Source organism: Blautia aquisgranensis (genome assembly GCF_040096615.1).
Lineage (GTDB): Bacteria > Bacillota > Clostridia > Lachnospirales > Lachnospiraceae > Blautia_A > Blautia_A aquisgranensis.
In genome coordinates this window covers 1-16,726 of sequence record NZ_JBBMEJ010000011.1, presented here as the reverse complement: position 1 = coordinate 16,726, position 16,726 = coordinate 1, and the positions used below count along the sequence as shown (strand labels likewise).

The 16,726-nt window shown below is 41.3% G+C and carries 7 protein-coding genes, 3 tRNA genes and 1 rRNA gene; all 11 read right to left on the bottom strand.

The features are described 5' to 3' along the window. Nucleotides 1-207: 207 nt before the first annotated feature. Nucleotides 208-11,358 carry a GLUG motif-containing protein gene (locus tag WMO28_RS10010; protein ID WP_349056889.1) on the bottom strand — a complete coding sequence of 3,717 codons (11,151 nt, stop codon included), beginning with the start codon at nt 11,356-11,358 and terminating at the stop codon, nt 208-210. A 215-nt stretch (nt 11,359-11,573) separates the two neighbouring features. Beyond that, a complete protein-coding gene (locus WMO28_RS10005; protein ID WP_178644618.1) occupies nt 11,574-12,305 on the bottom strand; it encodes a histidine phosphatase family protein in 732 nt (243 codons plus the stop codon). An 89-nt stretch (nt 12,306-12,394) separates the two neighbouring features. Beyond that, nucleotides 12,395-12,805 carry a metal-dependent transcriptional regulator gene (locus tag WMO28_RS10000; RefSeq protein WP_178644616.1) on the bottom strand — a complete coding sequence of 137 codons (411 nt, stop codon included), beginning with the start codon at nt 12,803-12,805 and terminating at the stop codon, nt 12,395-12,397. A gap of 120 nt (nt 12,806-12,925) precedes the next feature. Beyond that, a complete protein-coding gene (locus WMO28_RS09995) occupies nt 12,926-13,513 on the bottom strand; it encodes a TetR family transcriptional regulator (RefSeq protein WP_178644614.1) in 588 nt (195 codons plus the stop codon). Then, nucleotides 13,464-13,586 carry a hypothetical protein gene (locus WMO28_RS09990; protein WP_349056888.1) on the bottom strand — a complete coding sequence of 41 codons (123 nt, stop codon included), beginning with the start codon at nt 13,584-13,586 and terminating at the stop codon, nt 13,464-13,466. Before WMO28_RS09990 ends, WMO28_RS09995 begins: the two co-directional genes overlap by 50 nt. A 141-nt stretch (nt 13,587-13,727) precedes the next feature. Continuing rightward, nucleotides 13,728-14,774, bottom strand: a complete 1,047-nt coding sequence (hydE, locus tag WMO28_RS09985; RefSeq protein ID WP_349056886.1) for a [FeFe] hydrogenase H-cluster radical SAM maturase HydE — start codon at nt 14,772-14,774, stop codon at nt 13,728-13,730. 150 nt (nt 14,775-14,924) lie between these two features. Beyond that, nucleotides 14,925-15,677 carry a tRNA threonylcarbamoyladenosine dehydratase gene (locus tag WMO28_RS09980; protein WP_349056884.1) on the bottom strand — a complete coding sequence of 251 codons (753 nt, stop codon included), beginning with the start codon at nt 15,675-15,677 and terminating at the stop codon, nt 14,925-14,927. A 572-nt stretch (nt 15,678-16,249) separates the two neighbouring features. After that, nucleotides 16,250-16,333: transfer RNA gene (locus tag WMO28_RS09975), tRNA-Leu, on the bottom strand. Nucleotides 16,334-16,356: 23 nt separating this feature from the next. Next, nucleotides 16,357-16,429 (bottom strand) — tRNA-Val (locus WMO28_RS09970). A 9-nt stretch (nt 16,430-16,438) separates the two neighbouring features. Beyond that, nucleotides 16,439-16,512, bottom strand: a tRNA-Asp gene (locus WMO28_RS09965). 77 nt (nt 16,513-16,589) lie between these two features. Continuing rightward, nucleotides 16,590-16,726 (bottom strand): 23S ribosomal RNA (locus WMO28_RS09960); the annotation flags it as partial.

The following is a 16,726-nucleotide window of genomic DNA, read 5'->3' as shown; positions in this document are numbered from 1 at the left end:
CCGTAAATCAAAACCACCGTCCTGTCGGCTCTGTCTTGCCATACAGGACGGTGGTTTATCTTCATACATATTTTAGGGAAAGGAAAGAGTTTTTCTTAAGAGCTTCTGTTCTCTTAAGATGTTTATATCATACAGGATAAATGTGAGAGAAATTTGTACATTTTCTAATAAAATTATAAAATTTATAAAGAAACATGAAAAAAATGCTTATTTCACAGTTACCGTGCAGTATGTCTTTTTATTCCCTGTCTGTATGGTAATTTTAGCTGTACCTTTTTTCACCCCTTTTACAATTCCACCGGAAGTTACTGTGACAATTTTGGAATTAGAGCTTTTGTAGGTTGTTTTCTGAGTGCAGTTTGCCGGAAGAACTTTCACTGTCAGTTTTTTTGTCTTTCCCCTTGCAAGAGTTAATTTTGATGGAGATACCGAAATCTTTGTAGCTACGATATCCTGCACTTTAACATTCACTTTCGCCGAAATTCCACTCTTTAATTTCACTGTAATCACAGCTGTTCCTGCTTTATTTGCTGTTACTTTTCCCTGCTTGCTGACTGTCACATTTTTATTTGATGCACTCCAGGAAAGAACAGAATCACCTTTCTGAATCTGTGTAACTTTAATTACAGCTGTCTTTTTCACTTTTAACGTGAGGCTGGTTACACTTAACTTAAGTTTTTTCGGAAGTTTTGAAATTTTTTCAGTTTTTTTGTTTCCACATATTACGCATACAGCTTCTCGCTTTCCTTCCGCAAAGACGGTTGCATCCTTCACTGTTTTCCATGCTCCGTAACTGTGCTTGCATTCTTTTGGCGCACCAACTGTAATCTTTATGTTCAAAACCGCACTCTTAAAATTGTCAGTCTCAGAAGCTGTTACTGTAACAGTTGCAGTTCCCTTTTTCTTTCCATAGACAAAGCCATTTTCTGTTACCGATATCAGCTGTGTATCTGATGACTTATAAGAAAGATTTCCATCCCCTTCTTCCAGGTAAGTATCAAGACGGATTGCCTTTTCGCCTGCTGTCACTGTATAAGACATTGTTCCCTGCAAAGTCTGCACACCTTTTGTAACTTTGATGACAATCGTTTTTTCTGCCGCATCATATTCCCTGGTCTCCGAAGCAGATACTACGATTTCTGCAGTTCCGGGATGTTTTACAAGAACTCTTCCAAGTCTGGATACCGAAGCAACGGAATTATCTGATGAAGTATAAGTGAGATCACCATCTCCTTCCTTCAATGTAATATCCAGATAAAAGCCTCTGTCTCCTGATGTTTTTGAGTAAAGATCTGTTCCTTCCAGAATCTGATTTCTTTTTCGAACAGTAAGCTGACATTTTGCTTGTGCACCTGGCATGTTTTCCACTGTAACTGTAATTACAGCTGTTCCTGTATTTTTTGCAGTAACTGTTCCATCTTCTGCGACAGACGCAACTGTCTTATCTGATGAAGACCATATTTTTTTCAGCGCATCCGTTTTTGTTCCTTCTATTGCTACATCTGCTTCCAGTTTTATTGTTTCACCAATGTACAGATCACTTTCTTTATTATTCAGAGTAATACTGCAGTTTTTATTTTTCCATTTTGCGTAAAGAACCATGTTTTCTGTAACTCTGTCCCCGGAAAAATCCCATGCAGTATGATACTCCGGATCTGTATACCATCCCTCAAACGTACAATATTCCCGTGTCGGATCGGCCGGTCTGGAAACCAGGGTATTTCCGGAAATTCCGGTAATTGCAGATACTCTGCTTCCACCCACACTGTCAAATGACATCGTATAAGTTATCTCAGGTTTTTTAAATACAGCTTCAATGATCAGATCCACATCTGCAACTGTATAGTATTCACCGTCTTTCACCGATACTCCATTTACTGTAAGTGTTTCCAGTGTTTCTCCCTCATCCGGTTTAGCCTGTATGAGAATTCTGTCATTTCTCTGTATCTGTGCACCATCGGACAGTTCCTCATCTCCTCGCATAACGATAACTTTTTCAGGGATCTTGATTGTCCGGATCTGTTCATCTTCGGAAGATGCCGAAACAAAGCTTGTATCCATAGCTTTGCTTATCACACCGGAATATGTCTGAATACCTTCTCCGATATGTAACTTATAAGTTCCATCCACAAGTTTTCCTGTTTTTAATACCAGGTCAGCTTTTTTGGTAACTTCTACGCCTTTATAATTTTTTATATCAGAAGTTTTGATTTCAGGTATGACTTCATAATGAGAAGCTCCCAGTGTAAGATCAAACACAGCACTTCCAAGAGAAGCTTTCTGGATATATTTATCAAAAACAATCGTTATTCTGTTGTAATTTACAGCCTGCCCTGCAATAGCGGCTCCGTTTTTGGATACCATTTCAATATTAACATCCAACTGTGGAGGTGGCACTTCAAGCTTTTCTGATTTAACTGTTTCATATCCTTCTTTGCTGTAGGAAACCTGCCAGAGTCCTTCCGGCACATCCCATCCGTAAGCTCCTTCTTTGTCTGTTTTCTGAGGATTGATCTGCTGATATTCTTCTGCATCCCATACCTGCATATTTCCCTCATCATTTTCGTAATAGAGGGTTGCTGTCACACCTTCCAGACGATTTTCCGGGAATGTTTCATATACATAACCACTGGGATCTACAATAACCTTTGCATTGGTAATTTTGTATTTTTTTCTCAGTTTTTTAATCCTGTCACGAAGCGCTTTTTTCTCCTTATCCGTCTTATCTGCCATAAGGTAATCCATAAACTCTTCGTCATTAAAAATGTCCGCGTATACATCATTCATCCATTCCTGCGCGGTTTTGTTGTTCAGGTCTCTCATACTCTGATTGGTCTGCTGCATTTTTTTTGCAACCTGTTTCCAGATCTTATCATAATTACCGTTGTCGGCACTGTCATTACTGATCACTTTATCAGTCATATCATAGGCAGTATCTAACCGTTCAGCAAGATCAACCAGTTCCTTCTTCGCCTTCCACTCCATAGCTTTATTTCTGATACGCGGATTCGTGGATTTTTCTGCTTCGGCAATGATATCATCCATGGCTTTATTTGCCTCAGATTTTTCATACTTATAGTTACTTGTCTCTTCCAGAAGTTTGAAATAATCCATAGCCTCTTTGGCATTCTTTATATCTTTTATTCCCTGTTTGATTTCACCTGTATCTACTTTTGCATAAAGCGAAAGTGCCTCAGAAGAAACGGAACCTTTTACACCGATTCCTCTCCTGCACAATACATATGTACCGTCATCCAGTAACATATAATACTGTGTTGTTAAATATTCTGTACCATTTCTGACAACTGACTGCATATCTGCTTTCAGATCAAAGTATACTTTGCTGCCGTCTACATCAATACATGTATATGTATCCGACGGTGTAAAAGCGGCATCTTTCTGTATCTCATTTAGTGCCATGAGTTTTGTATGACTGGAATCATCCATTGTAACTTCTGATTCATAGCCGGAAATTCCACCTATAAGTTCATAGAATTTACCATTCTGAATACTGCTGATTTCATATGGAAGAGCGGTTACCTCTCCATAGTTAAATGCGATCGGCTGAAACTCTATTGAAAAACTTTCAGGAATTTCTCCGGAATTAAGTTTCTGTGATGCCATCCATACATCCATCACTTCATCATAATATAACGGAACTTCCAGAGTATTTCCGTTTTTCAGACTAATGAGCATCTGTACATCATTTACAGTTCTGTTATCGTCAAAATACGCCTTAAACGAAAACGGATAAGTTGGATTATAGCTTATAGTACTGCTTGCAATTTCCTGTGTCGGGTCATTAATAACCAGTACATTTCCACCATTGTATCCAATCTCCAGTTTCAGAACAGATGCTGTACTGGTTCCATACTGAACTTCCACCGTCTCAGATTCTTTTCCTTCTTTTGTAGCCGCTTTCAGATGGTGCAACGTATTTTTGCTTCCGGAATTCAGCTCTACTGCTACCCGATACACGCCGTATTTATTTGAGGTCGTCTGTCCAATAAGAATTCCTTCATCATAGATTTCAATAGAAGAATTTTTCGGCCCGATTCCATTTGCAATTAGGTTTGTATAATTGGTCTGTGCAGGTACATTAATTGTAAGTTCATTCAACTGTACCGCAGCTTTTCCAAGAAGTTCTGTTCTTCTGTCAGTATCATATGCATATTCCACAGAACCTGAAAATTCCAGTTCACTTACCGTAACTGTAGTAAGCACCTTTACACTGTAACGTACCAGAAGCTCTTTTTTATCTGTGTTCCAGGTAAGCTTATTTCCCGATACCCCAACACTTTCCTGTTTTCCATCTACAGTAAAAGATTTTTCTACAAATTTTGTACCGGAAGGAACTTCCAATGTTACTGTTTTTCCGGAAATTCCCATTTCATCATTAAAAACATATTTTGCACGTACATGGATATAATCTCCGATCCTCGCATAACTGTTGTTCACCAGAATTCCACTTTCCTCACGAACAAGCAGCTGTCTGCTTACTTCCGGTGCCGGTATCGTAACATCGGTTTCCTGTATAATTCCATCCATAATGGAAACCTCTGAAGATACATATTTTTCATTCATGGAATCTTCTTTTTGAAGCTCACCCAAAGTCTGATAATTTCCAAGTCCTGCATCTTTATCTGCGGCAGCCAGAGTATATGTGCCTTTTTCGAGATTATCCATGGTAACCATGGTGCTGCCACTGGTCACAAGTGTGACTCTGTCTCCTTTTTTATCGTATAAAGCCAGATTATTTGTTCCTGAAGTCAGACCTTTTTCCCATTCAACAGAAACCATCAGTGATCCTCTGCCTTTAAATACCCCTGAAAAATAAAGATTTCCAAATGTATTGACACTTGTTGTAATGGTCTGCGTTCCACACTGATCTGTCTTGATCTCTGCCGTAAATGTTTCTCCTGGATTCCATCCGGATCCATCTACATATACTCTCGGCCAGTCCTTCATGGACAATTTTGATTTTGTTTTGGTCTTATCACGGATCAGCGTTACCTCTAAAGGTTTGAGAACATCCTTTTCTGAACTCCTTGACGAAGATGCCAGAACATTTTTTTCATAGGAAAGGTCGAATTCCACAATACCACTTAACGGTTCTACTTCCAGATTCAATCCTTTTCCCAGTTCCTGTTCACTTAAAGTTAAACGCTGCGTTTCATAACCGGTTTTTGATACAACAACCTCAGCTTTCTCATCAGCAACCTCCAGCGTACATTTTCCGGATGCATTGGTAATTCCTGAAGTTTGTCTGGAATAAACCCCATTCAGTTTCTGTGATACTGACACATAAACACCTGGCAGCGGATTTCCGGATACCTGATTAACCGCAGATATTTCGCAGGTTGTATTATGAAATGGTTTCAGCTGGAACTGTATTACATTCAGTCCTTCATTCAGCGTTTTTTCATAAATCGTATCATCTACCCGATATTTTCGCTTTCCATTTCCGGTAAGTTCCAGAGAATATCCGATCTTATCTCCTGCTGCCAGATATTTCAGTTCTGTACCCTTTTCCAGAAGTCGGTCTTTCCCTTCTGTCTTATCATAGAAATTCAATGTAAAATCATCACTGGAAACCTTTCTTCCCTCTGCATAAAACTCCACTGCAACATCTGCTACAGCACTCAGGTCTGAAAAATCTTCCAGCGTTGTCTGACCCTGAACGATTTTAATTCCGGATCTTTCTGCATATTTCATATTTCCCGCATACAGCTCTGCCTTATAAATTCCAGTCTCAAGTGCCGGGATCGTAAATTCTGTTTTTCCGTCCATTGACATTTTAACCACTGAACTTCCATAAGAATTTTTCAGCTGAAGACTCATTTTGCCATCTTTGACAAATTCAGCAGGAATCTTCACATTCAAAAGTCCCTCTATTTTGAGCGGTATCTGATAATTATATGAGCTGTCAAAATTTATGACATTTTCTTCTCCTGCATTATTAGTCACAGTTGCAGATAAAGCCGAAATCTCCTGCATATCCTCATCAATATGGAATGTTCCCTTAAATGCCTGCTCCTTTTCGTTGTATTCAGCCACAACATCCATGGTTCTGGTTTCCTGAGACTGCACATAGGTAATATGATATTTTACAGTTTTCATATTTTCTGCTGTCAGGTAGATCTGCATATCCTGATTCATTTTTGCAAAACCTTTTTTGCTTTCCCCGACTTCATACCAGAAAGAAGTATTGGTTACTTCTGTTTTATTTTCAATTTCCCACAGAAGGAACGGATATCCATTATTGATTGTACTGTAAATTCCCCAGGTTTCTGAGAAATCCCAGCCTTCATAATTTCCCTCTGTTCTCATTTTTTCTCTTGAAAGAGGTGTTCCCTTATCTGTATCTTTACAGAAACTTGTAGTGCTGCAGTAATAGGAATTCGTTACTGTTCCATAACTGCTTCCGATCAGGCCTCCGCCAGTTCCTTCATTTGCTTTTCCCGTGGAATAACAGTTTATTATTTTTCCATAATAGTATCTTCCAACAAGACCTCCGGCAGTATTACCTGTGACATTACCTCTTGCAAATGAATTTTCAATAGTTCCATAATAATTGTCTCCAGCAAGACCTCCAACCTCACTGCCTTCAGTAACAGTTCCTGTTGCAAAACTCTCTGTAATCTGTCCGTTATTATACCCGGCCAGACCTCCCCCAGTTCCCTTACCACTTATATTTGCCTGGCTGCTGCAGTGTCTGACAACTCCAGTATTCTCATTCATTCCCACAAGTCCGCCATGATTTCCCTGTGAACTCACTGATCCGGATGTCTTACAGTTTTCTAGGATTCCCCTGTTACTTCCCACAAGAATTCCCGTATTTGAGCTTGCTTCTACAGTACCTGAAATATTCAGGTTACGGATCTCTCCTTTATTTATTCCAAAAAATCCTGTATTCTCTTCTGACCTTCCGGAAATTTTAAGTCCCTGAATTGTATATCCTTTTCCGTCAAAGAAGCCTTCAAAAGCATCTGCTCCATTACCTCCGACAGGCGTCCAGTTTCCGCTGGAAAGTTCAATGTCATTTCCAAGCACATAGTAATTTTTTCCTGCAAGAGGAAGTTTTCCTTCTGTCAGCGCCTGCAGTTGAGCTTCTGTTTTGATTACATAAGGATTTTCCTCACTTCCATCTCCACTGATCTCGATCTCCTCTTCTTCTCCCCGCAAATCAATTACCGGATATCCTTTTTCACCGATATTCCAGATGTGTTCAAAATCCCAGCCTGTGTAAGAAGATTTTTCTTTTAATTTTGCCGTTAACAGAGGAATACCTTCTCTGTTTCCGGTATTTGCCGCATTATAATAGCAGAATCTTACTTTATCCGAGTATCGGTATCCTACCAGTCCTGCACCTTTATTATCATTGGTCATTCCGACACTGTAACAGAAATACATGCTGCCATAATATTCTCTGCCGACAAAACCTCCGGTATTTCCGGTTCCGGATACACGTCCCCAGGAATAACTGTTTCGAACAACTCCCTGATTATATCCTATGAAACCTCCGGCATCTTCTCTGCTTCCCGATACTTTTCCTGTAGCACTACAGTATTGAATCGTTCCGTTGTTACTTCCGACGAAGCCGCCTGCTATCCCACTTCCTTCTACAGTCACGTCTGCCTGGCATTTTTCTATTGTTGCATTTTGTTCATTTATGCCGACAAGACCTCCATGTGTTTCTGTTGAAGACACATTTCCGGATACAGAACAGTTTTCAATTCTTCCTTTATTGCGACCTGCAAGGATTCCGGCATTGGAAGTATTTTCCACACTTCCTTCCACCTTCAGATTTCGAATTGTTCCCTCATTACTGCCAAACAGACCTGCATCCAAATTTCCTCTTCCGGAAATTTTGAGGCCACGAATTGTATATCCCTGTCCATCAAAAACTCCCCCGAAAGAATCTGTTCCATTTCCGCCAACAGGTGTCCAGTTTTCACTGCTCAGAGTAATATCGTTTCCCAGAATATAATAATAATTTCCGTTTACCGGAAGCCTGTTCTCCGTAAGAGCCTGCAACTGCGCTTCTGTTGTAATAACATACGGATTTTCTTCACTTCCGTCTCCGGCAATCTCTATCTCTTCAAGCTCTCCCTGACGCTGAATTACCGGATAACTGTTTTCCGACATTGTCCATATATGGGAAAAATCCCAGCCGGAATAGGTTTCCTGTTTTTTCAGCTTCTGTGTTGTTGCCGGAATTCCATCGCGGTTTCCCGTATTCGCAGAATTAAAATAACAGAATCGGATCACATCTGAATATCTGCTGCCTACAAAACCACCTCCGGTATTGTCATTTACATTTCCTGACGAATAGCAATATGTAATTTTTCCATAATAATTTCTTCCGCAAAAGCCTCCAGTATTTCCGGTTCCGGATACCTTTCCCCTTGCATAACTGTTTTCAATATTCCGGTTGTTATATCCTACAAAACCTCCGGTATCTTCTCTGCTTCCGGATACTTTTCCCCGGGCCCCACTGTAACGGATTGTTCCGTTATTGCTGCCTGCAAAACCTCCTGCTTCACCATTTCCTGTAACAGTTACATCTGATATACAGTCTTCTATTACTGCATTTTCTTCGTTTATTCCGATAAGTCCACCATGTGTTCCTAAAGATTCCACAGCCCCGGATACTGTACAATTTTCGATTTTTCCTTTATTCTGCCCAAGTAAAATTCCTGCAAATGACTCCGCCTCTACTTTTCCGGAGACATTAAGATTCCGGATTGTTCCTGTATTTGCCCCGAAAAGTCCTGTGTATACCTCACCTCTTCCTGAAATTTTAAGTCCACTGATCGTATGACCCTGTCCATCAAAAATCCCACAGAAGACATCCGTATCATTTCCGCCGATGGGTGTCCAGTTCTCACTGCTCAATGTAATATCATTGCCAAGAACATAATAATTCTTTCCTTTTAGCGGAAGTGTTCCGACAGCCAGAGCTTCCAGCTGTTTCTCTGTTACAATCTGATAAGGATCTTCTTCACTTCCATCTCCTTCAATCTCTATCTCACCTGCTTCTTCTCTTAAGCTGATCACAGGATATCCTTTTTCTCCCAGAGCCCATATATGTTCAAAATCCCAGCTTGTATATGTTTCCTGTTTTTTCAGCTTCTGCACGGTCATTGGAATTCCCTGTCGATTTCCTGTGTTGGAAGCATTATAATAGCAAAAACGAATACTGCTGTAATATCTATCATTTACAAAACCTGCTCCGGCATTATCATTTACCATTCCAAGTGCATAGCAGAATTTAATGGAACCATTGTAGGCTCTTCCCGCAAAGCCTCCAGATGTATTGCTTCCGGATACTTTTCCCCATGCATAACAGTTCTCGATAGTTCCGCTGTGATATCCGGTAAAACCTCCTGCGTATTCAGTACTTCCTGATACCTTTCCGGCAGCACCACTATAGCGGATAGTTCCCTGATTACTGCCCACAAAGCCTCCTGCTTCACCGGTTCCCGAAATTTCAGCAGAAGCAGTACTATTCTCGATCACACCTTTATTACTGTTCAGACCGACCATTCCTCCATGGCTTCCTGTTGAAGAAACCGTACCGGAAACAGAGCAGTTTTCAATCCGTCCATTATTACAGCCTGCCAGAATTCCTGCCTCAGAAACGGCCTCAATATTTCCTGCTACTGTCAGATTACAGATTGTACCATTGTTTTCCCCGAAAAGGCCTGTATATCTTTCATTTCTTCCTGAAAGCTTCAATCCACTGATCGTATGGCCCTGTCCATCAAAAACTCCTCCAAAAGCATCCATGTTATTTCCGCCAACCGGAGTCCAGTTCTCACCTGTCAGCACAATATCGTTAGCAAGGACATAATAATTACGTCCTTTCAGCGGTAACTCACCGGCACAGAGTGCCTGCAGCTGATTTTCTGTTTTTATAAGATAAGGATCTACCTCACTTCCGTCACCTTCAATCTCAACAGCTCCCGCTTCTCCCCGAAAATCAATTGCCGGATAACTGTTTTCATCCATTGTCCATACATGCTCAAAATCCCAGCCATAATACGTATTCTGGTCTTTTAATTTCTGTAATGTTACCGGAATTCCCTCACGGTTTCCTGTATTAGCTGAATTATAATAACAGAATTTCGGCCCACACTGATAAAAATATCCACCGAATCCTTTACCTGTATTATCATTAACTGTACCCGATGCATAACAGTATTTCACTGAAACTCTTTCCGATCTTCCAAGAAATCCTCCTGTATTACCCGAACCGGATACGGTTCCTCTTGCATAACAATTTTCGATTTTTGCAGTGTTGTATCCTACAAATCCACCGTTTTCTCCATTTTGACCGCTTACATTTCCAAGTGCTCCACAGCCACTTACTGTTCCATAATTTTCCCCCATGAACCCGCCTGCATTACCATTACCGGTTACTGTTACAGACGCTGTACTGTTTTTAACTGTACCTGCATTCTCTCCTATAATTCCTCCACCATCAGACGAAGAAGTTACGCTTCCTTCTGTCCGGCAGTTTTCTACTGTTCCTTTGTTATAACCGATAAGAAGACCAGCTATTCCGTTAACATTCAGATTTCCCTGAATACTGAGATTTCTCACAGTTCCTGAATTATATCCGAAAAAGCCAGCATATCCTTTTACAGAATCGGTCTGCACATTACTGACAGTAAAATTATTTCCATCAAAAACGCCCTTAAAACAGTTGTTTCCGTCTTTTCCAACTGGAATCCATGTTTCTGTAAGGGCAATATCATTTTTCAGAATAAAATATCCACCAAGTGATGCGGACTGAGTTAACTGAGACATTTTCCTAAGATCTGCCTCTGTACTGATCTCATAAGGTTCATCCTCTGTCCCTTTTCCCGTCCACTGGGTATCATCTGAAAAAACTGCTATCTCATTTTCGCTTTCAAGAGCTTCCGTTTTTTCTTCTGTCTCTTCACTGTCCAGTGTAAGCTCCTGGCTCTCATTTTCAGTGTCCGAATTCCCGGGCTCCTCAATAATTTCTTCTTCTGGCTCGGATTTTTCCTCCTCTGTTTCCAGCTCCTCAATTTCCGGATTTTCTGCTTCCGGAGTTACTTCCGCTGAACTTTCCTCCTGCTGTGGTTCCGATACCTCCGTCTCAGGTATATACGTTTCCTCTGTTTCATCTGACGACACATCAGCGGATTCCTGCACAGTTTCATTTTCTTCTTCCGAAGTATCCGAAAATACATCTCCATCCGACATATCATCCTGCCATTCCGTCATCTGTTCTGATTCCATAGCCAGAACAGAAAAACTGTCCATAGGCAAAATCATCAGGACCGCCAACAAAATGGCCAGAAACTGCCTGCCCCTTCTTTTCATACTTTTTCTCCTTCCATATGTTATTTTTGAACAATTATAGCATATGTCATCTTCTTTTTCATTATTATTCTCATATATTTTATATTCTTTCTGATATAGTGTTACATTTCTCTTTTTTTCAAAATATTCTCGAAATACTATGTGAACTACAAAAAAAGCCCCCGATATTAAACCGGGAACTTTCTTATAATTTTGAGAATATTCATTTGCACGCGTCAGTCGTGTCTCTGTTCCTTATTATCGTATGTCTCACAGAATCTGGCAGCAAAAGCCGGAGGCTCCTGGTGTGCATACAGATGTGAGATATCTCCGAAAGAACTCATACGGAAAGAGGCGATGCCCTTTCTGCGCTCTTCTGTTACGATCGTGCTTACAGAAGACGGTGCAGCACAGAAATTCTGCAGCATTACCAGTGGAGAAATACTGAGAAGATAACTGATCAGCACACAGCTTACTCCAAAATGGCAGAAGAAAACAAGGGTATCCTCGTTCGCTTTCTCGGCTCTGTAGTAATGCCCTTCACGGACATAACCATGCTCAGCCAGAACCTTGTCAAAGTTTTTGGTTACCCAGTCATATTCTTCCTTCATATGGCCTTCTTTAAGGATATCATTATCCCACCAGCTGTCAAAGCTGTAAAAGTTCTCAACCTTCGTCCAGTCCTGCGGAAGCCAGTCCCACGGGATGATCTTTTCCCCGTTTCTGTCGGGTCTTCGGATCTGGACATCAAACTCCCGCAGCCACTTACATTCTGTCGCTGTTCTTCCCGTCTTTTTTAAAGTACAGGAAGCAGTATCCTTCGCTCTTCCAAGAGGCGAGACATAAAAATCCCTGACATCAAGCGCAGCGATCTTTTCGGAAAGAAATTCCGCCTCTTTCCAGCCCTTCTCTGTCAGGGAATCTATTGTATAATCCGGGTCTCCATGTCGTATAAAAAGTAATTTCATCTTTTTGTGTCCTCCATTTTATAACCTGGATTTCCATTATATTCTTATTTTTTCTGTTGTCAATTCCTGTTGTCTTTTTTTTCATCTGTTCAGGCTTCACTCACAGCTTTTTCCTTCGCTGCATTCTCCTGCTCTCTCAGCTCGTGAACCGCCTTTTTCAGCGCCTCAAAGCTCTCCTCGCTGATGATATGCTCGATCCTGCAGGCATCGTGAAGAGCTGTTTTTTCCTGGACTCCCAGCATGATCAGCCAGGAAGAGATCAGCTGATGACGTTCGTATACCTTATCTGCGATCTTATGACCTTCCTCAGTCAGACGGATATCTCCGTTATCTGCAACTGTGATCAGATTCTTCTGACGCAGGTTCTTCATGGCAACACTGACGCTCGGCTTCTTAAACCCCATCTCAGCCGCTATATCCACCGCTCTCACAAGTGAGCTCCTGTTTCCCAGAATCAATATGGTTTCCAGATAATCTTCTGATGATTCATTTGATCTCATGCTATTTACACCTCCCGCGGTTTGTTCAAACTAACCAAGTTAATCATAGCATACTTTCATTGATTGGGCAATGGTTTTCCGAGAAAAAAAAGCCTGACAGCTTTTGCTGCCAGGTCTTTATCATTTTTTCTTGATTTCTTCTGCCACAGTCTGAATACTCTGATCTGAACAGCGCTTTAACATTCTGGAAAGCTCCAGAAGTTTTTCCCTGGAATAATTTCCCTTAAGCAGTTCTCTGTAGCCCTGCATCTTCATTCCAATCAGGATATGTACCAGATCATTATCTGCTTCTTTTCCGCATTTTTTCCGGAAATTCTCCTGAAGAAGCTGTTCCATTTTTGTGCAGGTGTCCTCCCAGAAATTTTCATATCTGGTTCCTTCTGCACCTTCCATGAGAATTCTCGCAATATCTCTGTTTTCCCAGACGAATTCCATAAAAAGCTGGTCGTATTCTTCTGATATCGTCTGCTCTTCGTTTTGGGAATCTGTCAGTTTCCCGGCTATCTGCTCCATTTCTCCGACCGTTTCCTCCACGATCTTCTCAAAAAGAGCTGCTTTGCTTTCAAAAAAGAAATACAAAGCTCCCGTAGTCACATCTGCTTTTTTGCAGATGGCACGAAGAGAGGCTTTCAGAAACCCTTTGTCCCTGAATTCCTCTTTACCGGCTTCCAGAAGTCTGCTCCGCACAGCACTTTCTGTTTTTTCCATATTTTACGCACTCCATTGTTGTTTCGTTGCTGCTTTTTCCGCTTTCTCCGCCTGCGGAAAAAAATCTGCTCATTTCTGATCAGCTCCTGACATATCTTTGATATTATTATGTCAATCTGATCCTATTCGTATTTTAACGTATATCTCCTGAAAATGGAAGTCTCTGTGTGTAAATTTATTTGCCTGTGTTATGATTTCAATCCGTATTTTACTGCTATGGCTGCAGCATCGGTGAATCGCCTCTGTCTGTAACGATCTCGTACCCCACAGATTGCACCCTTCTGGAAAGACAGCCCCTGCATTCCGCGGCCTCCTCACCTGTACAGATTTTATTATCGTAAAGCTCATACTGCTTCCGGTTCTTCACCGGTGACAGATTAGGCATCACAACATTTGCCCCTGCCAGAAAGCCTTTCTCCCTGCCCCGGGGATCCAGGGTTCCCAGTGCTGTGGTTGCCGGAAGAAGTACCTGTGGAAGCATGATCCGGAGTACAGACAGAAGGAAAAGTGTCAGCTCCACGCTTCCCGGTTCTTCCTCTGCAAATTTCGTATCATGATGCGGAATAAACGGCCCGATTCCTACCATATGCGGATTTAATTCTTTCAGAAAAACAAGATCCTCTGCCAGATGTTCCAGGGTCTGTCCCGGTGCTCCCACCATAAATCCGGCGCCGATCTGATAGCCAAGTTCTTTCAGATCATAAAGGCACTGCTTTCTGTTGGCGAGACTGAGATTTTCCGGATGCAGGTAACGGTAATGATCTTCATTCGCAGTTTCATGCCGGAGAAGATAGCGGTCTGCACCTGCCTCCTTAAATTTCCGATAACTTTCTTTTGATTTTTCTCCGATAGATAATGTGATCGCACAATCCGGATAGCTTCGTTTGATGGAGCTTATAATATCCGCCATTCTTTCATCATTAAACCAGGGATCTTCTCCTCCCTGGAGCACAAATGTCCGGAAGCCCAGCTCATGTCCATTTTCACAGCACTTAAGGATTTCATCTTTTGTCAGGCGATAGCGCACAGCGTTGGTGTTGGAGCGCCTGATTCCACAGTAATAACAGTCATTTCTGCAGTAATTGGTAAACTCTACCAGCCCTCTTGTATATATTTTATTTCCAAAATATTTCTTCTGGATTCGGACAGCCTCCTGCCGGAGCAGTTCTACAGTCTCCGGATCTTTATACAGCTTCAGAAGCTGTGGATATTCGTCCTGTTTTAGCTGGCCCTCTTTAATAAATTTTTCAACGATCCCCATAATTGATATGTCCTTTTCTTTTATTTATGAATCTGATACAGACGATTTTTTTGAAATTGATGGTATTTCTCTTTCATCTAAAAATATTCTACCATAAAATAAAAAAGGATACTACGCAATAAATACATAGTATCCGTTTCATACATATTCTTATTTGATCAGATCTTTTACAACCTCTCCTGCAATGATCAGACCTACCACTGACGGTACAAAAGCATTACTTCCCGGCACCTGGCGGCGCTGTGTGCATTTTCTGGCTGTTCCAGGAGGGCAGATGCAATGTGACTTGCAGCTGATTGCCATATCATCGATTGGTGTCATTGGTTTCTCCTGTGAATATACGACCTTCAGCTTCTTAATTCCACGCTTTTTCAGCTCACGGCGCATAACTTTTGCCAACGGGCAGACAGATGTCTTATAAATGTCTGTCACCATAAAGCCTGTCGGATCCATTTTATTTCCGGCTCCCATGGAGCTGATGATAGGGGTTCCGGAAGCCTTGGCCTGCTCTACCAGCATCAGCTTGCCGGTTACTGTGTCAATAGCATCCACAATATAATCATACTGCGAAAAATCAAAGGAATCTGCTGTCTCCGGTACATAAAAAGTCTTATGGATATTTACGACTGCATCCGGATTGATCTCCAGAATACGGTCGCGCGCCACATCTACCTTATATTTGCCAACAGTTTTTCTGGTTGCATAAATCTGACGGTTAATGTTCGTAAGGCATACTTTATCATCATCGATCAGATCCAGTGTACCCACACCGCTTCGAACAAGTGCCTCTACGGTATATCCGCCAACGCCACCGATTCCAAATACGGCAACTCTGGAATTCTTCAGCTTCTCCATTCCTTCTTTTCCAATTAATAATTCTGTTCTTGAAAACTGATTCAGCATTTTCAATTTCTCCTTATATTTCGTGTTCTATATATTCGTGTTCTATTTTCTATATATAATTTTCTCTGAAAATATCTTCTGGTATCATACATAGCCTTAATAGCTCCTGCTATCAAAAAAGCTCCTGCTGCAGTTTACTGTTTTCCGTAAGTAATGCGAATATTTTTTCTACAACAATTCAGAAAATTATAGCAATCCAATAAATTATTATATCGAAAGAAAGCAACTCAGGACATGAAGTACCGGAGTGCAGAGTCTCTGGAATCCCAGAGTGTGTCACACCATGCATAATTTCTGTGCATGAGAAACTTATTGCCCGTCATAAAATACGCTGTAACGTCGAATGCACTGGTTCATACGTTCTGAGAGCCCGGATCTGATAAGATAATCGGAACAGAATGCTATAATTAACAAGTAATTTTCTGCAGGATTATACATAACTGCGAGGATTCTATCATGTATAGATAGCCTTGTCAATATCCCCTACTGATGTACTAGGAATATTTTTTTCACTCTTGATCATACTTTTTCGCACAAAAAAAGCTCCTCTTTTCAAGGAACCTTCTTAATACTGCGGGTAGCCGGACTTGAACCGGCACGGAGTTGCCCCCGAGAGATTTTAAGTCTCTTGTGTCTGCCTATTCCACCATACCCGCATATTCAATTATTTGTTCAAAAATGGGGCCTATAGGGCTCGAACCTATGACCCTCTGCTTGTAAGGCAGATGCTCTCCCAGCTGAGCTAAGACCCCAAATATGAACGACCCAGAAGAGACTCGAACTCTCGACCTCCGCCGTGACAGGGCGGCGCTCTAACCAACTGAGCCACTGGGCCATTTAAGGTTTGTACCTTAAAAACTACATACATGCTTTGTTGATAGTTAATCACTTGAATCAATTCTGACCTGCTTCTTGGTCAAGCCCTCACCCGATTAGTAACAGTCAGCTCCATGTGTTACCACACTTCCACCTCTGCCCTATCTACCTCGTCGTCTTCAAGGGGGTTTACTTCTTAAAAGAATGGGATATCTCATCTTGAGGGGGGCTTC